The organism is Arthrobacter sp. MA-N2, from assembly GCF_000517125.1.
Lineage (GTDB): Bacteria > Actinomycetota > Actinomycetes > Actinomycetales > Micrococcaceae > Arthrobacter > Arthrobacter methylotrophus.
The window spans coordinates 2,664,052-2,682,820 of sequence record NZ_KI912155.1; the positions used below are offsets into that span (position 1 = coordinate 2,664,052).

General features: G+C 62.2%; 18 protein-coding genes. 13 read left to right on the forward strand and 5 right to left on the reverse strand.

Annotated features, from left to right (window positions below):
* Positions 1 to 47 precede the first annotated feature (47 nt).
* From A3M3_RS0113115 to dnaE, 6 genes are all read left to right on the forward strand, one after another.
* Positions 48 to 578 carry a cell division protein SepF gene (locus A3M3_RS0113115; protein WP_028266725.1) on the forward strand — a complete coding sequence of 177 codons (531 nt, stop codon included), beginning with the start codon at positions 48 to 50 and terminating at the stop codon, positions 576 to 578.
* A gap of 101 nt (positions 579 to 679) precedes the next feature.
* Positions 680 to 967 (forward strand): YggT family protein, encoded by a 288-nt coding sequence (locus A3M3_RS0113120; RefSeq protein WP_028266726.1) that lies wholly within the window; start codon positions 680 to 682, stop codon positions 965 to 967.
* 165 nt (positions 968 to 1,132) lie between these two features.
* A complete protein-coding gene (locus tag A3M3_RS0113125) occupies positions 1,133 to 1,816 on the forward strand; it encodes a DivIVA domain-containing protein (protein ID WP_028266727.1) in 684 nt (227 codons plus the stop codon).
* Positions 1,817 to 1,909: 93 nt separating this feature from the next.
* Complete coding sequence (lspA, locus tag A3M3_RS24995; RefSeq protein ID WP_051423159.1) at positions 1,910 to 2,506, forward strand: signal peptidase II; 597 nt, start codon at positions 1,910 to 1,912, stop codon at positions 2,504 to 2,506.
* Positions 2,499 to 3,425, forward strand: coding sequence for an RluA family pseudouridine synthase (locus tag A3M3_RS0113135; RefSeq protein WP_028266728.1), 927 nt, complete (start codon positions 2,499 to 2,501; stop codon positions 3,423 to 3,425). Before lspA ends, A3M3_RS0113135 begins: the two co-directional genes overlap by 8 nt.
* Positions 3,426 to 3,486: 61 nt before the next feature.
* The gene (dnaE, locus tag A3M3_RS0113140; protein WP_028266729.1) at positions 3,487 to 7,044 is read left to right on the forward strand and encodes a DNA polymerase III subunit alpha; all 3,558 of its coding nucleotides are present in this window, start codon (positions 3,487 to 3,489) and stop codon (positions 7,042 to 7,044) included.
* 10 nt (positions 7,045 to 7,054) lie between these two features.
* Here dnaE and A3M3_RS0113145 read toward each other — a convergent pair whose 3' ends face one another.
* Positions 7,055 to 7,513, reverse strand: coding sequence for a flavin reductase family protein (locus A3M3_RS0113145; protein ID WP_155854452.1), 459 nt, complete (start codon positions 7,511 to 7,513; stop codon positions 7,055 to 7,057).
* Positions 7,514 to 7,671: 158 nt separating this feature from the next.
* Between A3M3_RS0113145 and A3M3_RS0113150 the strand changes: the two genes are divergently transcribed.
* The 3 genes from A3M3_RS0113150 (at position 7,672) to nrdR (ending at position 10,266) form a co-directional block, all read left to right on the forward strand.
* Positions 7,672 to 8,220: a hypothetical protein gene (locus A3M3_RS0113150; RefSeq protein ID WP_028266731.1), complete on the forward strand. Its 549-nt coding sequence runs from the start codon at positions 7,672 to 7,674 to the stop codon at positions 8,218 to 8,220.
* Positions 8,221 to 8,229: 9 nt separating this feature from the next.
* Positions 8,230 to 9,603 carry a histidinol dehydrogenase gene (gene hisD / locus A3M3_RS0113155; RefSeq protein ID WP_028266732.1) on the forward strand — a complete coding sequence of 458 codons (1,374 nt, stop codon included), beginning with the start codon at positions 8,230 to 8,232 and terminating at the stop codon, positions 9,601 to 9,603.
* A 168-nt stretch (positions 9,604 to 9,771) separates the two neighbouring features.
* Positions 9,772 to 10,266 (forward strand): transcriptional regulator NrdR, encoded by a 495-nt coding sequence (nrdR, locus tag A3M3_RS0113160; RefSeq protein ID WP_028266733.1) that lies wholly within the window; start codon positions 9,772 to 9,774, stop codon positions 10,264 to 10,266.
* A gap of 48 nt (positions 10,267 to 10,314) precedes the next feature.
* Here nrdR and ppgK read toward each other — a convergent pair whose 3' ends face one another.
* Both ppgK and map read right to left on the reverse strand, forming a co-directional pair.
* Entirely contained in the window at positions 10,315 to 11,118 is an 804-nt protein-coding gene (ppgK, locus tag A3M3_RS0113165) for a polyphosphate--glucose phosphotransferase (RefSeq protein ID WP_028266734.1), read from the reverse strand.
* Positions 11,119 to 11,190: 72 nt separating this feature from the next.
* Positions 11,191 to 12,069, reverse strand: a complete 879-nt coding sequence (gene map / locus A3M3_RS0113170; protein ID WP_028266735.1) for a type I methionyl aminopeptidase — start codon at positions 12,067 to 12,069, stop codon at positions 11,191 to 11,193.
* A gap of 114 nt (positions 12,070 to 12,183) precedes the next feature.
* Here map and A3M3_RS28085 point away from each other — a divergent pair, with 114 nt between their 5' ends.
* On the forward strand, positions 12,184 to 12,348 hold the full coding sequence (locus A3M3_RS28085) for an SPOR domain-containing protein (RefSeq protein WP_155854374.1): 165 nt from the start codon (positions 12,184 to 12,186) through the stop codon (positions 12,346 to 12,348).
* A gap of 12 nt (positions 12,349 to 12,360) precedes the next feature.
* Here A3M3_RS28085 and panB read toward each other — a convergent pair whose 3' ends face one another.
* Complete coding sequence (panB, locus tag A3M3_RS0113180; RefSeq protein WP_028266736.1) at positions 12,361 to 13,260, reverse strand: 3-methyl-2-oxobutanoate hydroxymethyltransferase; 900 nt, start codon at positions 13,258 to 13,260, stop codon at positions 12,361 to 12,363.
* 192 nt (positions 13,261 to 13,452) lie between these two features.
* On the opposite strand from panB, the gene A3M3_RS0113185 reads away from it, so the two are divergent.
* From A3M3_RS0113185 to A3M3_RS0113195, 3 genes are read left to right on the forward strand one after another with little or no spacing between them, the layout of a single operon-like run.
* The gene (locus A3M3_RS0113185) at positions 13,453 to 14,793 is read left to right on the forward strand and encodes a glutamine synthetase family protein (protein WP_028266737.1); all 1,341 of its coding nucleotides are present in this window, start codon (positions 13,453 to 13,455) and stop codon (positions 14,791 to 14,793) included.
* 9 nt (positions 14,794 to 14,802) lie between these two features.
* The gene (locus tag A3M3_RS0113190; RefSeq protein ID WP_028266738.1) at positions 14,803 to 17,814 is read left to right on the forward strand and encodes a bifunctional [glutamine synthetase] adenylyltransferase/[glutamine synthetase]-adenylyl-L-tyrosine phosphorylase; all 3,012 of its coding nucleotides are present in this window, start codon (positions 14,803 to 14,805) and stop codon (positions 17,812 to 17,814) included.
* A gap of 50 nt (positions 17,815 to 17,864) precedes the next feature.
* Positions 17,865 to 18,386, forward strand: a complete 522-nt coding sequence (locus A3M3_RS0113195; RefSeq protein WP_028266739.1) for a GNAT family N-acetyltransferase — start codon at positions 17,865 to 17,867, stop codon at positions 18,384 to 18,386.
* 6 nt (positions 18,387 to 18,392) lie between these two features.
* Here A3M3_RS0113195 and A3M3_RS0113200 read toward each other — a convergent pair whose 3' ends face one another.
* Positions 18,393 to 18,653: a hypothetical protein gene (locus tag A3M3_RS0113200; protein WP_028266740.1), complete on the reverse strand. Its 261-nt coding sequence runs from the start codon at positions 18,651 to 18,653 to the stop codon at positions 18,393 to 18,395.
* Positions 18,654 to 18,769: the final 116 nt, after the last annotated feature.

Below are 18,769 nucleotides of genomic sequence, written 5' to 3' on the forward strand. Positions count from 1 at the left end.
TCAAGTCATGGGCGGCCCGCCTACTGCAGACACGATAGGAGTCCAGCATGGCTGGCGCACTGCGCAAGACAATGGTTTATCTTGGGCTCGCCGATGGCGATGATCACTACGAGTCTGAGCAGCACATGCAGCAAGCGGACGAGGACCGTTCCGTTGACCATGATCGCGAAGAGCGCCGCGCCCCTGCGCCTGTACGTGAAGTAGTTCGTGAAGTCCCCCCTGTCGCCGAAGAGGAATACCGCGCACCCGTGACACCTATCAAGCGTGCGGCTTCGAGCCGCGAAGACGCCTCCGGACTGAGGCAGATCACCACCGTCCATCCCCGGTCCTACAACGACGCCAAGATTATCGGCGAAAGTTTCAGGGACGGTATCCCCGTGATCATGAACGTCACGGACATGGGCGAGGCAGATGCCAAGCGACTCGTTGATTTCTCGGCCGGCCTGGTCTTCGGACTCCATGGCAGCATCGAGCGCGTCACCAGTAAGGTATTCCTGTTGTCGCCGTCGTATGTCGAAGTCCTTGGCGACGATAAGAAGGCCAGCGAGGCGCAGGCAACGTTCTTCAACCAAAGCTAGCACCATTGACACAGATGCCAGGCAGAGCGATCTGCCTGGCATCTGTGTTGCAATAGAGGGACTGACCGAAAAGTGGCGAACTAGGAGATCTGAGCTAACCCGTGGGCATAGTTTTCGGCCTTATCTACATTGCATTGCTGCTGTTCCTGGTCACCCTCATCGTTAGGCTCGTCTTTGATCTGGTGCAGATGTTTGCTCGCCAGTGGAGGCCCCGAGGCGCTGCGCTCGTCACCGCGCACGTGGTTTATTCCGTGACTGATCCGCCCCTGAAACGGATTCGCCGGCTCATTCCACCCCTGCAGCTTGGAGGAGTGTCGCTTGATCTGGCATTTCTGATCGTGTTTATCATCGTCAGCATCGCGATGGGATTCGTCTGGACGCTGGCGTAGCTTTTCCGTAGTGCATGTTCCGACGATCTGTTTTCTTCGGCCCGTGGGCTGCAATCCTTCGAGCCAACACATGGTGTTGAATTGGGGGAATCAGATGATATTTAGGTACCGTAGTTTTGAACGGCCGGAAGGCCTACTGACTAACTAGACCAACGAGGTGACCAGATGGCTTTGACGCCAGAAGACGTTGTCAACAAGCGCTTTCAGCCGACCAAGTTCCGCGAAGGCTACGACCAGGACGAGGTCGACGACTTTCTCGACGAAATCGTCGTCGAGCTGAGGCGTTTGAACCAAGAGAACGACGAGCTGCGCAAGAAGCTCGCCGAAGGCGGAAACCCGGTTCCTGCCAGTGCAGTATCGGCACCCGTGATCGAAAAGGTGCCCGCGCCGGTGAAGGCCGACAAGGACGCCCAGGCCAAGGCGGAAGCCGAAGCCAAGGCAGTCGAAGCTGACAAGAAGAAGGAACCGGCGCCCGTCGCTCCGGCCCCCGCTCCAGTCGCTTCTGTCGGCTCTCCTTCTGCTGAGTCCGCAGCGGGCCTGCTCGCCATGGCGCAGCAGATGCACGACAAGCACGTCGCTGATGGTGAGCAGCAGAAGGAAAAGATCATTGCCGAGGCACAGATCGAAGCTTCCACCCTCGTCAACGACGCGCAGGACAAGTCCCGCAAGATCCTCGGTGCTCTCGAGCAGCAGCGCTCGGTTCTGGAACGCAAGGTGGAGCAGCTCCGCGGCTTCGAGCGTGACTACCGTTCCCGCCTGAAGGCATACATCGAAGGCCAGCTGCGTGACTTGGATGCCCGCGGCTCGGTTGCGGCTCCTGAGGTCGGCGAAGCCGCTGCAGAGGTCTAGCAAGTATTCTGAAAGCCGGTGGCTGGGGATTCCTCGGCCACCGGCTTTCGCCTGTTAAGGCGTGAAAAGCCACGGTTACCGAATGAAAGTACTATGAGCGACGAACAAATTGACGGCACCACGGAGCCGGTCCGCATCAAAACCCACATCTGGCGTCCCGCACTGCTTTGGGTCTTTGCAGGCTTCGCCGTGTTCGCGTATGCCTTCGACCAACTGACAAAACTCTGGGTCACCAGCACCATGGTCGAAGGTGAACGGATCCCCGTCCTTCCGCCGCTCCTGCACTGGTACTACATCCGTAACTCCGGTGCTGCGTTCTCGATCGGTGAAAACGTCACGTGGGTCTTTACGATCATTATGGCGGCCGTTTCGGTGGTGATTTTGTTCCAATTGCGTCGATTGGGGTCGGCCTGGTGGGCACTTGCCCTCGGCCTCCTGCTAGGTGGCGCGCTCGGAAACCTCACGGACCGGCTTTTCCGTGAGCCTTCTTTCGCCATGGGCCACGTGGTGGACTTCATTCAATTTCCCAATTTCGCGATCTTCAACATCGCAGACTCAGCAGTGGTTTCCGGCGTCGCGATCATCTGCCTTCTGACTCTGCGCGGGATTGGGCTCGATGGCTCCCGGCAGCACGCCGCCCGGCCTCGAACCGGCATGCCCAGGACCGACGAGGATCCCGGCGATGTCTGAGCAATTCGTGGTGCCCGAAGAGCTGGACGGCGTCAGGGCGGACGCAGGCGTGGCCAAGCTCATGGATATCTCCCGTTCCGCGGCTGCCTTGCTGATCGCCGAGGGCAACGTGACCGTCTCAGCCAGTGCGGTGGGCAAATCGGCGAAGCTCGTCGCCGGGTCCGTCCTGGAAGTCACTGTTCCCGAACGCCGGGATCCCTTGGAAATCGTGGAGGAAGTCGTGGAAGGCCTGAATATCTTGTTGGACGATGACGAGTTTGTTGTCATCGACAAGCCAGTTGGTGTGGCGGCGCACCCGTCACCGGGTTGGGTCGGCCCCACTGTGGTCGGGGGCCTCGCCGGTGCCGGATACCGGATCTCCACGTCCGGAGCGCCCGAGCGGGCCGGCATCGTCCACCGCCTCGACGTCGGAACTTCCGGCGTCATGGTAGTGGCGAAGACGGAGCACGCTTACACGGTGCTCAAGCGGGCTTTTAAGGAACGCACCGTGGACAAGGTGTACCACGCAGTGGTCCAAGGGCTGCCGGATCCGCTGGAGGGCACCATCGACGCGCCCATCGGGCGCCATCCCGGGCATGACTGGCGTTTCGCGGTGATCGAGGATGGCCGTCCGTCCGTAACGCACTACGAAGTCCTCGAAGCCTATGGCAAGGCGAGCCTCGTGGAAATTCACCTTGAGACTGGCCGGACACACCAGATCCGCGTGCATTTCTCGGCCCTCCGGCATCCCTGCGCGGGTGATCTGACCTATGGCGCGGATCCACGGTTGGCCGCGAACCTGGGGCTGACCCGGCAGTGGCTGCATGCGCGCCAGCTTGGCTTCACCCACCCCCGCTCGGGTGAATGGGTGGAAGTCACCAGCCAGTACCCGGCGGACCTGCAGTATGCGCTGGAGCTTCTTGAAAGCGGCAACGCGTAGCCGGATTCGTGCTTCAGGCGTGCCACTCCAACCTCGCGACCCCTGCCGGTAGACTGTCGTGGTGACTTCCAGCAATGACTCGTTCGTCCATCTGCACACCCACACCGAATACTCCATGCTGGATGGTGCGGCCCGTCTCACCGAGTTGTTCGATGAGACGGAGCGGCTCGGGATGCCTGCGCTTGCCACCACGGACCATGGTTACCTGTTTGGCGCCTTCGATTTCTGGAAGAAGGCCACGGACAAAGGCATCAAGCCGATCATCGGCGTCGAGGCCTATGTCACGCCGGGCACGGCGCGAGGCGACAAGGAGCGCGTTCGCTGGGGCGAGGAAAGCCAGCGGAAGGACGACATTTCCGGTGGTGGCGCCTACACCCATATGACCCTGCTGAGCTACAACAACGTCGGCATGCGCAATCTATTCCGGGCATCGTCGATTGCCTCCCTCGACTCGGTGTTCGGTAAATGGCCCCGTTTGGACCGCGAGCTGCTGAACACGTATTCCGAAGGCTTGATCGCCACCACGGGCTGCCCTTCGGGCGAAGTCCAGACCCGGCTCCGGCTAGGGCAATACCGGGAGGCCCTGGCCGCGGCCTCCGAGTTCCGTGACATCTTCGGTGCGGAAAACTATTTCTGCGAACTGATGGACCACGGACTGGACATCGAACGGCGGGTCACTGGCGATCTGCTGCGCCTGGCCAAGGAACTGAAGCTTCCGCTCGTGGCCACCAACGACCTCCACTACACGCATGAGCATGACGCCAAGGCCCACGAGGCTTTGTTGGCGATCCAGTCGGGCTCCACCCTGCTCGAGCCCACCTATGACAATGGCGGCTCCCGATTCGCTTTCTCCGGAAGCGGCTACTACTTGAAGTCCCCGCAGGAGATGCGCGAGCTGTTCCGAGACCATCCCGAGGCCTGCGACAACACTTTGTTGATCGCGGAGCGCTGCGAAGTGTCCTTCAACACGGGCGCAAACTACATGCCCCGCTTCCCGTGCCCGCCAGGCGAGGACGAGACGTCCTGGCTGGTCAAGGAGGTAGCCACGGGACTTGATTACCGATACCCCCAAGGCGTCCCGGACAAGGTGCGCAAGCAAGCCGACTATGAGCTCGACGTCATCACGTCCATGGGATTCCCGGGCTACTTCCTCGTCGTGGCCGACTTCATCAACTGGGCCAAGAACAACGGGATCAGGGTGGGCCCGGGCCGTGGTTCCGGTGCGGGCTCCATGGTGGCGTATGCGATGCGCATCACGGACCTCGACCCGCTGGAACATGGCCTGATCTTCGAGCGGTTCCTCAACCCGGATCGCGTGTCCATGCCCGACTTCGACGTCGACTTCGATGATCGCCGCCGCTCCGAAGTCATCGACTACGTCACCCGGAAGTATGGCGACGAGCGCGTGGCGATGATTGTCACCTACGGCACCATCAAGACCAAGCAAGCGCTCAAGGACTCCTCCCGCGTGCTGGGTTACCCGTTCAGCATGGGCGAACAGCTCACCAAGGCCCTGCCGCCGGCCGTGATGGCCAAGGACATCCCGCTTGCGGACATCCAGAACCCGGAAGCCAAGCGCTACGGCGAGGCCGGAGACTTCCGCCAGCTCATCAGCACGGACCCCGAAGCGGCCAAGGTCTTCGAGACCGCCCTGGGCATCGAAGGACTGAAACGCCAATGGGGCGTACACGCCGCCGGGGTCATTATGTCCTCGGACCCCATCATCGACGTCATTCCCGTCATGCGCCGTATCCAGGACGGCCAGGTCATCACCCAGTTCGACTACCCGACGTCCGAGGGCCTCGGGCTGATCAAGATGGACTTCCTCGGTCTGAGGAACCTGACGATCATTTCCGACGCCCTGGAAAACATCAAGATGAACCGCGGAGTCGACCTCGATCTCGAGAACCTGGCGTTGGACGACGCGGCGTCGTACGAGCTGCTGGCGCGTGGCGACACTTTGGGTGTGTTCCAGCTCGACGGCGGACCCATGCGGTCGCTGCTCAAGCTCATGAAGCCTGACAACTTCGAAGACATCTCCGCCGTGTTGGCGTTGTACCGGCCGGGCCCCATGGGCGCCAATGCCCACACGGACTACGCCCTCCGGAAGAACAAGATCCAAGAGGTCATCCCCATCCATCCGGAGCTCGCCGAGCCCCTGCAGGAAATCCTTGGCGGAACGTACGGCCTGATCGTGTACCAGGAGCAGGTCATGGCCGTGGCCCAGAAGCTGGCCGGCTACTCACTGGGCCAAGCCGACATCCTGCGCCGTGCCATGGGCAAAAAGAAGAAATCCGAACTGGATAAGCAGTTTGCTGGTTTCTCCCAAGGCATGCAGGACAACGGCTACTCCATGGCTGCCGTCAAAACCCTGTGGGACATCCTGCTTCCGTTCTCCGATTATGCGTTCAATAAGGCGCACTCGGCCGCGTACGGGGTCATCTCCTACTGGACTGCTTACCTGAAGGCCCACTACGCTCCCGAATACATGGCTGCTTTGCTTACTTCCGTGGGCGATGACAAGGACAAATCGGCCATCTACCTCAATGAATGCAGGCGCATGGGCATCACTGTCCTGCCGCCCGACGTCAACGAGTCAAGCCTCAACTTCACCCCTGTGGGAACTGACATCCGCTTCGGAATGGGGGCCATCCGCAATGTTGGCGTCAACGTCGTGGAGGCCATGGTGGCGGCCCGTGCGAGCGAAGGCGCCTACACCACCTTCAAGGACTTCCTCATGAAGGTTCCGGCGGTGGTCTGCAACAAGCGCACTATCGAGTCCCTTATCAAGGCCGGTGCTTTCGACTCCCTGGGCCATCACCGCCGTGCGTTGGCCATGGTCCACGAAGAAGCGATCGACTCCGTCATCACACTCAAACGGAACGAAGCGATTGGCCAGTTCGATCTGTTTGCCGGCTTCGAGGACCAGGAACCCGAGGCCTCCCTGAGCACGGAGATCCCGGACCTGCCGGAATGGGAAAAGAAGGACAAGCTTGCCTTCGAGCGCGACATGCTTGGGCTCTATGTCTCGGACCACCCGTTGCAAGGGCTTGAAGGCGTCTTGAGCCAGCACGCCGAGCAGTCGATCACCTCGATCCTGGGCGAAGACGGACCGCACGACGGCGCCATCGTCACCATTGCCGGCATGATCACGTCCCTCAGCCGCAGGATCGCCAAGGCAAGCGGCAACGCCTACGCGCGGGCCGAGATCGAAGACCTCGGTGCATCCATCGAGGTCATGTTCTTCGGCCAGGTCTACGGCCCGATTGCCTCGGTGCTGGCGGAGGACTTGATCGTGGTAGTCAAGGGCCGTTTGCAACGGCGCGACGACGGTGCGGTCACTTTGAACTGCATGGAGCTCTCAGTTCCGGACTTGAGTGAAAGTACCAACGGTCCGCTGGTCATTACGATGCCCACCTACAAGGCAACTGAGGCTGTTGTCACCGATCTTCGCGACGTTTTGAACACCCACCGGGGAAACTCCGAGGTCAGGCTTCATCTGCAGGGTGACTCCAAAGTGGAGGTCATGGGCCTGCCGGTGCACCTGCGCGTGAATCCCACGCCGTCGCTGTTCGGTGACCTCAAGGTTCTCCTCGGTCCGACCTGCCTGGACAGCTGATCCCCGCGAGTCAGATTTCGTAGTCGAGCGGAACGGGCTGTCCGTAGGCGCCGGAGTGGTACAGCAGGGGCGTATCGTCGTCGCCCACCAGGCCGTCGATGACTTCGACAACCACGATCGCGTTGTTTTCGAAGGAAAGCCGCATCTGGATCTTGCCGATCAGCCAACCTGGCACGTTCTTCAGGAGGGGAACATCGAAGGGTCCCGGTTCCCAGTGATCGCCCTCGAACCGTTCCTGGGTGCGGGCGAAACGGTCCGCAAGTGCCTGGTTCTCGAGACCGAGCATATGCAAGCCGATATATGTCGAATTCGCAATCGCCGGCCAGGAACTGGAACTGCGGGACATATTGAACGTGAATCGGGGCGGCTCCGCGGACAACGAAGCGACTGAGGTCGCGGTGAAGCCGAACGGCTTTCCGTTGAGGTTGGCGGTGATGATGGCAACACCGGCGGCATGCCGACGGAACATTTGCTTGAACGTTGCTTCGAAAGCCGGTTTGTCCGACGACACTTTGCTCGATCTCCTGATGAAGTACTAGTAATAAAGCTGATGGGTTCAGCGTATTCCGCGGCCCGCCAGGGAGCTTACTTGTGGAGCTTTCAGGAAGGTTTGTTAATGTTTGTGTCATGACCAAGCCAACATCGAATGTTCTCGACTCCGCCCCTGTGACAGGCGCCGGTGCGGATACGGAAACGCGGGCACCAAGATGGTGGCTATGGCTCGCCGTACCCGTTGCTTCGGGCATAGGGCTCGGCCTCGTTTGGTGGGTGTTGGCCCCGGGCGGCCTTAATGTCATCTCTGGAAATCCCGCCCTCGCGGATCCCTCTGCCTCTGCAGGCCGGTTTCCGCGGGATGTGGTCTTGGCCGGGATTTTCCTGCTTGCAGGCTGCTTCACGGCCATCCTCCTCGACAGCAAGGCGCAGAAGCCAGGTCAGGGCATCCGTACCTTCCTGGCGGTTCTCGGCGGCGCCGCAGGCGCCCTGGTGGCCTGGCAGGTGGGCCTCTTGGCCGCGCAGTGGTGGGGTCCCGTTTCCAGCGACGCGGCAAACGGATTCTCTTTGCGGTCGATGGCGGCGCTCTTGCTGTGGCCCGGAGCGATCGCCCTCGTGACTTTCTTCCTGACTCTTTTCGGCTTGATGGGACGCCAGCCGGAGGCACAGCCGCTCGACCCGTAAAATGATCTGGTGACCATTTTTCCGGAGAATCCTGCCGACACCGCCGCCCTGCCCGTGGACTTTCGCCGCATTGACTTGCGCGGACGGTCCCTCACGTTGGCCGAACTGCGCGCCACGGTGCCCCGGGCGAAGCATCAAACCATGGCGGACGCCGAGCAAAAGGTCCTTGACATCATTGCTGCCGTCCGCGCCCGGGGCTTTGAAGCGCTGGGCGAGTTGGCCCTGGCGTTCGACGGCGTGGAACAATCCCACCCGCGGGTGCCGGCCGCGGCTCTCGCCGAGGCTCTTGAAAATCTGGACCCGGCGGTCCGTGCGGCTCTGGAGGAATCCATCAGCCGTGCCCGGCGTTTCGCCGACGCCCAGCGGCCCGCGAACATCGACGTGGAACTGGGGGACGGCGCCGTCGTCAGTCAGAATTGGGTGCCGGTGGGCCGGGTGGGGTTGTATGTGCCTGGCGGGCTCGCCGTGTACCCGTCTTCGGTGATCATGAACGTGGTTCCGGCGCTGGCTGCCGGAGTCGCTTCGATTGCGTTGGCCTCGCCGCCCCAAAAGGACTTCGGCGGCTTGCCCCACCCCACCATCCTCGCCGCGGCCGCTTTGCTCGGAATCGACGAGGTCTACGCCATCGGTGGCGCTCAAGCGATCGTCTCTTTTGCGTATGGGATCCCGGGTGTTAGAGACGAGCAGCCCATCGAGCCAGTGGACGTTGTGACCGGCCCCGGAAACATCTTCGTGGCCACCGCCAAGCGCCTGGTGAAAGGCGTCGTGGGGATCGACTCCGAGGCCGGGACCACGGAGATCGCCATTTTGGCTGATGCTTCGGCCCGCCCGGCGCTCGTGGCCGCGGACCTTATCAGTCAGGCCGAGCACGACCCCAAGGCGGCGTCGGTCTTGATCACCGATTCTGAGGAACTTGCGTCGGCGGTTCAGCGGGAGCTCGAGTTTCAGGCCGGAACCACGAAGCACGGGGAACGAGTCAGCACGGCGTTGTCGGGGCCGCAATCAGGCGTGGTGCTGGTTGATGACCTTGAGCAAGGCATTGCGGTCTGCGATGCCTACGCAGCAGAGCACCTGGAAGTCATGACGGCGGATGCGCCCGCAGTGGCCGCAAGGATCCGCAACGCCGGCGCGATTTTCGTGGGGGACTACAGCCCTGTCAGCTTGGGGGACTACTGCGCGGGCTCCAACCATGTGTTGCCTACGAGCGGTACCGCAGCCTTCTCCTCCGGGCTGAACGTGACAACTTTCCTGCGGGCCATCCAGGTCATCAGCTACAACAAGGTCGCGTTGGAACAGGTCAGCAAACACATTGTGAGTCTTGCCGACGCCGAGGACCTTCCGGGCCACGGCGACGCCGTCAAGATCCGGTTCGCTGGCGCCTAGACCACTACATGTATGGGTGCGCACTACTACATATAGTAGTTACATTCTTGTCATTAGGCCTGATGTAGCCGTAAACTGGTGCCGGAAGTCAAACTTCCGGCACCTTTGCGTTCCCGGCCGCTCCTGGCGCGGGGGCGGCGGGCCGGAACCGAGCAGGGGAGGTCCAGCGTGTATTGTCCGTTCTGCCGAAACCCTGACTCGCGCGTTGTTGACAGTCGCATGGCAGACGACGGGTCAGCCATTCGGCGTCGGCGGCAGTGCCCCGAATGCGGCCGCCGTTTCACCACCGTGGAGACCACCAGCCTGTCGGTCATTAAACGATCGGGCGTGGGAGAACCCTTCAGCCGGATCAAGATCATCAACGGTGTGCGCAAGGCCTGCCAGGGCAGGCCGGTGACGGAGGATGACCTCGCGATGCTGGCCCAGGAAGTCGAAGAGAACATCCGTTCCTCGGGTGCGGCGGAAATCGATGCCCATGAGGTCGGGTTGGCCATCCTCGGTCCGCTCCAGAAACTGGACGAGGTCGCCTACCTGCGCTTTGCCAGCGTCTATCAGGCCTTCGAATCCCTGGAGGACTTCGAATCAGCCATTTCGCTCCTTCGCCACGAGGCCGAGGATGCAGCAAAGGGCCCCGGCAAAAGCTCCGAGAAGAGCGCACTCTAGCTCCGGTGGTGGCTGCGGAGGGGAAGCCGCAGCCGCCACCGGCATCACTTACTTGGCAAGCTTGTGGTGAAGGGCGACGTCGAGGGCCGCTCCGACGATTCCTGCGTCGTTCTTCAGCTCCGCCGTAACGATGGGCGTACGCAACTTCAGGTGCGGGAAATACTCATCGGAACGCTTCGAAATCCCGCCGCCGATGATGAAGAGCTCAGGGGAAAACAGGAACTCCACATGGGAGAGATAGCGCTGCAGCAGGACGCTGTACTCTTCCCAGCTCAAGCCATCGCGTTCGCGCGCGACGGCGGACGCCTTGGTTTCCGCGTCGTGGCCGTCCACCTCGAGGTGGCCGAGCTCGGCATTGGGCACCAAGTGGCCATTGAAGATGAAGGCCGAGCCGATTCCGGTACCGAGGGTGATGACGAGCACGGTGCCGTTAACGCCTTCGCCAGCTCCGTAGCGGGCTTCCGCGAGGCCGGCTGCGTCGGCGTCGTTGATGACCTCGACGGGGCGATCCAGTCGCTTGGTGAGGAGGGAATCGATGTCGGTGTCGATCCAGGACTTGTCCACATTGGCGGCAGAACGGACCACACCATGCTGGATGATTCCAGGGAAGGTGACGCCCACAGGCGAACCTTTGGCAGGGGCGTCCGAACGGGAAGACAACTCGTCAACGATTTGTGCGATGACCTCGGCGACGGCCTCGGGCGTGGCCGGCTGCGGAGTGGGGATGCGAAGGCGGTCCCCGACGAGCTTGCCCTTCTTGAGATCGACGACGCCGCCCTTGATGCCGGTGCCACCGACGTCGATGCCGATCAGCGGGCCGTTCTTGTGGATCTTCTCATCCTTCTTGGTCAATGCGATTCCGTTCATGGCAGGAGGGGTGGGCGGGTCATAGCCGGAAGGGCTGCAAGTGACCTTCCGGACAGCTTAAGGAAGAGTCAGGATTTCCGCGCCGGTCTCGGTGACCAACAGGGTGTGTTCAAATTGCGCAGTCCGCTTGTGGTCCCGGGTCACTACGGTCCAATCATCGGGCCACATGTCCCACTCGATCGTGCCGAGGGTGAGCATGGGTTCAATCGTGAAGACCATGCCCGCTTCGATCACGGTGTTGTAGGCCGGCGCGGCGTCATAGTGGGGGATGATCAGGCCCGTGTGGAAGGCCTCGCCGACCCCGTGGCCGGTGAAGTCGCGGACCACACCGTAGCCGAAGCGTTTCGCGTAGGACTGAATGGCCCGGCCGATCACGTTGATTTCGCGGCCGGGAGCTACCGCTTTGATGGCACGGTTCAGCGATTCCCGGGTGCGTTCAACCAGCAGTCGGGACTCCTCGTCCACGTTCCCCACGAGGAAGGTGTAGTTGGTGTCGCCGTGGACGCCATTAATGTAGGCCGTGATGTCGATGTTCAGGATGTCACCGTCGCGCACCACCGTGCTGTCCGGAATTCCGTGGCAAATGACCTCGTTGAGCGAAGAACACAGGGACTTCGGGAAGCCGCGGTAGCCAAGGGTTGACGGGTAAGCGTGGTGGTCCAGGATGAACTCGTGCCCGATCCGGTCCAACTGGTCCGTCGTGACGCCTGGCTCGATGTGCTTTCCGACCTCGACGATCGCCTGGGCGGCAATCTTGCTGGCGATACGGATTTTCTCGATGGTCTCCGCCGATTTGACTTCGGAACCGGTGAATTTAGCCGGTCCGGGCTTTCCAACGTACTCCGGACGCGGGATGGACGCCGGTACAGGCAGCTGTGGGCTGACGGTTCCTCGGGTGAGCGTGCCGATGGGTGCAGTCAGAGCGGGAGAAGGCATAGATTGATCATATAAGGCACGCGCGAGACGCAAGTAACTAAGTAGCTAAATAACAGCCCGGTCGCAGGCCGACTGGCCCGCCGGCGTTCCGGCGGGAGGAGCAAAGGAGGAACCGTGGCGGAGTACTGGTACAACGTTCAGACACACCAGATCGAAGAAGACGCCTTGTCGGACTGGACCCAGCTGATTGGTCCTTACAAGACTCGAGAAGAAGCCGAGCACGCCCTCGAAAAGGTCAAAGCCCGCAACGACGCGTGGGATAAGGACGACGAGGACTGAAGCCCCGCCCTCCTAGAAAGAGTGCTCCGGGCCGGGGAACTGCCCGGACCTGACGTCGTCGGCGTACGCCCTCGCGGCTTCGCTGAGCGTGGTGCGCAGATCCGCATACTGTTTGACGAATTTGGCCATCTTGCCGCCGCGAAGTCCGGCCATGTCCTGCCACACCAGAACCTGTCCCGTGGTCGCGTTGCCTGCGCCGATTCCGATAGTGGGCACTTCAATAGCGGCATCGACTGCGGCTGCGGTTTCTGCGGGAACCATCTCCATGAGCACACAGAAAGCTCCGGCATTTGCGAGGGCAATTGCGTCTTCGACCAGACGGTTGGCGTCATCGCCCCGTCCCTGGACGCGGTAGCCGCCCAGGGAGTGTTCGCTCTGGGGCGTGAAGCCGATATGCGCCATGACGGGAATGCCTGCCTGGACCATGGCCCGCACAGTTCCCGCATAGAACGCGCCGCCTTCGATCTTAACGCCGTGGGCCAAACCTTCCTTCAGGAAACGCACACCCGTCGCCACAGCCTGTTCCGGCGAGACCTCATAGCTTCCGAAGGGGAGATCGGCCACTACCAGCGCGCGCTTGGCCGACCGGGACACCGCTCGGCACAACGGCAGGAGCTCATCGACGGTGACCGGGAGGCTGGTTTCGTTCCCGAAGACGTTGTTGGACGCAGAATCGCCGATCAACAGGACTTCGATGCCGGCTTCGTCGAATATTTCGGCCGTGTACTGCTCGTAGGCGGTCAGCATCGCGAAACGCTCACCCTTGTCCTTGGCCTGCTGGAGGTGGTGCGTGCGGATCCTGGTAGCGGGCTTCGGCGCTGAAGCACCGGTACCTGCAACGGCAGGTCCTGTTCCGTAGGGGGCGGGAGCTTCGGCGGGCATGCTGGAATCAGATTTGTTGCTTGAGGCCATGAGTAGAGCGTATGCGGTACCGGCTGTCGTAGCCACCGGAGGCAGCGGGGCGAGGCATTTGTAAACGCTGTGTTACGGGGACCGGGCCTGCAGCCATTCCGGGTCAATGCTTAGTAGAGTAAATGCTGAGTTGTCGTCGGCTTCGAACTCCCCGAACCCACGGCATGGACGTTGACCCTGAAATGAGGCCCCATGGACCGCCAGCAAGAGTTCGTTCTGCGAACTATCGAAGAGCGTGATGTGCGCTTCGTACGCTTGTGGTTTACCGACGTCGTCGGTTCCCTGAAGTCAGTGGCGCTCGCGCCGGCCGAAGTGGAGGGTGCCTTCGAAGAAGGCCTCGGTTTCGACGGATCGGCCATTGAAGGGCTCGCCAGGGTGTTCGAATCCGACATGTTGGCCCAGCCGGACCCCTCCACGTTCCAGATCCTCCCGTGGCGCGGCGAAACAGAGCAGACCTCCAGAATGTTCTGCGACATTCTGACGCCCGACGGCGAGCCGTCGGCTGCCGATCCGCGGAATGTGCTCAAGCGCACCCTCGCGAAGGCCGCCGATATGGGCTTTACCTGCTATACCCATCCTGAGATCGAGTTCTACCTCCTCAAGTCCCAGGAACTTGACGCCAACGGCGTGCCTGTTCCCGTTGACGAAGGCGGCTACTTCGACCACGTACCCGGTGGCGTGGCACAAGACTTTCGCCGCACGGCGGTCACCATGCTGGAATCCGTGGGTATCTCCGTGGAGTTCAGCCACCACGAGGGCGGGCCCGGCCAAAACGAGATCGATCTCCGTTACGCCGACGCGCTCCAGACTGCGGACAACATCATGACCTTCCGCACTGTGATCAAGGAAGTGGCCCTACAACAGGGCACCTACGCCACGTTCATGCCCAAGCCGTTCACCGATCACCCGGGTTCGGGCATGCACACCCACTTCTCCCTGTTCGAGGGTGACGCGAATGCCTTCTACGAGGCAGGCGCCGAATTCCAGCTGTCCAAGACCGCCCGCCAGTTCATTGCCGGTATCCTGCGGCACGCTCCGGAATTCACCGCCGTCACTAACCAGTTCGTCAATTCGTACAAACGTCTCTGGGGTGGAGGTGAAGCTCCGAGCTACCTGAGCTGGGGCCACAACAACCGTTCTGCCCTGGTTCGTGTGCCGCTTTACAAGCCGGGCAAGGGGCAGTCCGCGCGGATCGAATACCGGGGGATCGACTCCGCCACCAACCCATACCTCGCCTACGCAGTGTTGCTGGGCGCCGGGCTCAAGGGTATCGAGGAAGGCTACGAGCTCCCGGCTGCAGCTGAAGACGACGTCTGGTCGCTGACCCCGGCCGAACGCAAGGCGATGGGGCACACTCCGCTGCCAGCCAGCCTCCACGATGCCATCCGGGCCATGGAGGATTCTGAACTCGTAGCCGATATCCTTGGCGAACAGGTCTTTGACCACTTCCTGCGGAACAAGCGCTCGGAGTGGCAGGACTACCGGCTCCAGGTCACGCCTTACGAGCTCAAGCGCAATCTCGGCATTCTCTAGACCGTGAGTGTGAGTCTGGCCCGCCGGCTCATCTCGGCCGGCTTCAGCGATCTTGAGAAGGGCGAGCGGTTCCTTGCTGCGCGCGAACTCGAGGGCATAGATCAAGACACGATCTTCGCCGGACTGCATCTGAGCGCCAACCCGGACACCGCGCTTCAGTCGCTCGTCCGTCTGATTGAGAAGCATCCCTCACTCAGGCAGCTTGCGGGAGAGCACCCGGATCGCAGTGAGCCGCTTTACCGCTTGTTGGGGGCTTCCGAGGCCTTAGGGGAGTTCCTGATCAGGCATCCGGAGCATTTGGATGTCTTCGACGTCCGTGTCAGCCCTGAGCCGTTGTCCGCCGACGCCGGTGAGCTGCGGATGAAGCTCCTCCGCTCCGTGAAGGCGGACCCCAACTCTCCGCGGCCGGTCGCCGGGGTGACGGGGGTTGGCGCATATGCCGCGCTCCGGACGGCCTACCGGCGTGGACTGACCGAGCTGGCCATCAAGGACCTCTGCGCAGCCAGTCCCCAGGATTTCATGCCCGCCGTCGGCGCTGAACTGGCTGACCTCGCGGGTGCGGCGATAGAGGCCGCCCTGGCGGTGGCCCGCGCCGAAGCGGCGGCGACGTTCGATCCGGCCGAGATTGCCGGCGTCGCGCTGGCCGTGATCGGTATGGGCAAATGCGGTGCCCGCGAACTGAACTACATTTCCGACGTCGATGTCATTTATGTCATCGAGGCGCCGGAGTTGGATGACGCGAGGGCGGCGACTATCGGTACCGCGCTTGCAGCCGGCATCTCCCGCGCTATCTCTTCCACAGCTCCAGAACCCGGATTGTGGGAAGTCGACGCGAACCTGCGGCCCGAGGGGAAATCGGGTCCTTTGGTCAGGACCTTGCCCTCGCACTTGAGCTACTACGCGAAGTGGGCTGAAAGTTGGGAATTCCAGGCACTTCTCAAGGCCCGGACCATCGCCGGGGACAAGGATCTGGGCGCGAGGTACGAGCAGGCTGTTCAGCCGCTCGTCTGGGCTTCGGCCGGGCGGGAAGGCTTCGTTGAATCGGTGCAGGCGATGCGCCGCAGGGTCACGAACAACATCGCCCCGGCGGATGAACAGCGCCAGATCAAACTCGGGCCGGGCGGCCTGCGCGACGTCGAATTCACGGTGCAGCTCCTGCAACTCGTCCATGGAAAGTCCGACGAATCCCTTCGTTGCCGGGACACCACCTCGGCGATATCCGCGCTGTCCACAGGCGGCTACATTGGCCGGGTCGATGCCGCTGCCTTTGACGCCGCATACCGCTACTTGAGGGTTCTTGAGCACCGGATCCAATTGTTCCAGATGCGCCGCACCCACCTCATGCCCACCAGCCAGGAATCCTTGCGGTTCCTCGCCAAGGCCGTCCTGGGTCCCTTTTCCACGGGCAGGCCGCATCCGGATGCGCTGGTCGAAACCTGGCAGAAGACCAAACGGTCCGTGCGGGAGCTGCACGACCGGATCTTCTACAGGCCGCTGCTCAACACTGCCGCGAAGCTGAGCAGCGAGGATGCCCGGCTCACGCCGGAAGCTGCCCAGGGTCGCCTTGCGGCGCTTGGCTACCGTGATCCGCAAGGGGCGATGCGCCACATTGAAGCCTTGACGGCGGGTGTCAGCCGGCGTGCCGCTTTGCAGCGTCAGCTGCTCCCTATCCTTCTCGGCTGGCTCGCCGAAGGAGTGGATCCCGACGCCGGCTTGCTCGCCTTCCGCCGCGTCAGCGAAGCCCTCGGAACCACGCACTGGTATCTCGGGATGCTGCGGGATTCGCAGGCAGCCGCCGAGCGACTTTGCCATGTTCTCTCCAACTCACGGCTGATTGCCGACCTCCTGGAGGTGTCCCCGGAATCGGTTGCGTGGCTTGGTTCCGACAAGGATCTTATGCCGATCGGCTTCGAGGCGCAGTGGCAGGAAATCCAATCCAAGCTGTCACGCCATGCCGATCCCGCAAACGCGATGCGGCTTATCAGGCTCATCCGGCGCCGGGAAATCCTCCGGATCGCGATTGCGGACAGTTCCGGGCTCCTGGAGCAGGACGCAGTGGGCGTGGCATTGGCCGACGCCGACCGGGCTGCCGTATTGGGCGCCTTGCACGTCGCCGAGGCGATCGTGGGGACCGAAGGGCCCCTCAAGACCCAGGTGCTGGTGGTTGCCATGGGAAGGCAAGGCGGACGCGAGATTGGCTACGGCTCGGACGCCGATGTCATGTACGTCCATCGCGCCCTTCCGGGAGCGAGCGAGTCAGAAGCCCAGCAGCAGGCGCTCGCCATTGTGGGGCATATCTCCACTTTGCTGACCCAACCCCTCAAGCCGGCCATCCTGGCGGAGCGGGTGCTCGCCGTCGACGCCGCTCTTCGCCCCGAAGGGAAGAACGGAGCCATGGTCCGCTCCCTGGATTCCTACGCCGAGTACTACCGGCGCTGGTCCCTCATCTGGGAGGCCCAGGCGCTGTTGCGGGCCCAGCCCATGGCCGGCGACGACGAATTGGCAGCCGAATTCGTCCGGCTCATCAACCCGATCCGCTACCCGGAATCGCTCGCTGATACGGATCTGCGCGAGATTCGACGCGTCAAGGCCCGGGTCGAATCCGAACGCCTTCCCCGGGGCGCCGATCCTGCACGGCACGTCAAGCTCGGCCGGGGCGGACTCAGCGACGTCGAATGGCTTGTGCAGCTGCTGCAACTCCAATACGCGGGGCGCCATCCGCAACTCCGGACCACCTCCACCTTGCAGGCCCTCGACGCGATTGAGTCGCTGCGCCTGATCGCCAAGGCGGACATCGTGTTGCTGCGCAAAGCGTGGCGCCTCGCAACCCGCATCCGTTCGGCGAATGTGATCTGCACCGGCCGCGCCTCCGATCTCCTGCCTGCCTCCCGGCGGGACCTGGAGGCTGTGGCCCGGTGGTGTGGCTACGCTCCCGGCCAGGCGGCGAGGCTTGAAGAGGACTACTTGCGCCTGAGCCGGCGGACCCGAGCTGTATTCGAAAAGGATTTCTACGGCCAGTGACCTTCGGTTCGGGGCGCCTGGGGGAGCCCGGAGACCGCTAAGCTCGAAAGATGCTTGACACCGTGTGGCTCATTCCCTTGAAGGATCTCGACGACGACGCCCGCGCCGTGACGCTCGGCGACGTCGCGACCATGGAATTGGCCGCGGGACAAAAGGATTTCGTTGGCGACCCTTTCAGGATGATGCTCATGGGTCTGGAAGACGGGAGCCGCCTGCCGTACGTGGTTGAAGCGGCAGGCGCAGCCGTGGGAGTCTTCACCTTGCAGGCTGGTGCCGCAAGCTTGGCAGGATGGCCGGACGATGAATCCGCGTGGCTCTTGCGGGGGTTCCTGATCGACCAGGCGCACCAAGGGAGGGGCCTTGGTGCGTTGGCGGCAGCCGCAGCCGCCCGGGAAGCACTCAAGCTGACAAAGAGGCTGGGCGGCGGCCAGGCCGGCGTCGTACTTTCGGTAAACGAGAGCAATCCGGCGGCCAAGGCTGCTTACGCCAAAGCGGGTTTTGCCGAGACTGGAAGGTACCTGGGCGGTTCCGCAGGTCCGCAATGGACCATGTATCGGGCTTTCAGCGACTAGGGGTACCTAGGACTCGACTAGCATCACTATTGTTTCGGGGCGTACGCCGTCGACCTTCATTGCCTCGGCCGCAGCCTCTGACTCCATCATCCGTTGGAACGTTTCCAGATCGGGCACTTCCACGATCAGTCCGACGCGGTTGGTCTTTGCCGGGTCGACGAACGTTCGAACTGTCATACCCAAGGGTCCGAAGATTTCTCCCCGTTGTGGTGAGCTGAGCCAGTGCTCAACGTCATCGACCTCATGGAAGATCATTAGTGTCGTCATCTTGTGCCTCCGCTTTCAGAAGTTGCGTCAGGAGCTGTTTGGGAGAGGAATCGCCCTAGGCATCCTGATCACGCTGAAAGTACCACGGCCTTCGCTGCGGCGACAGGCTTTCGCGA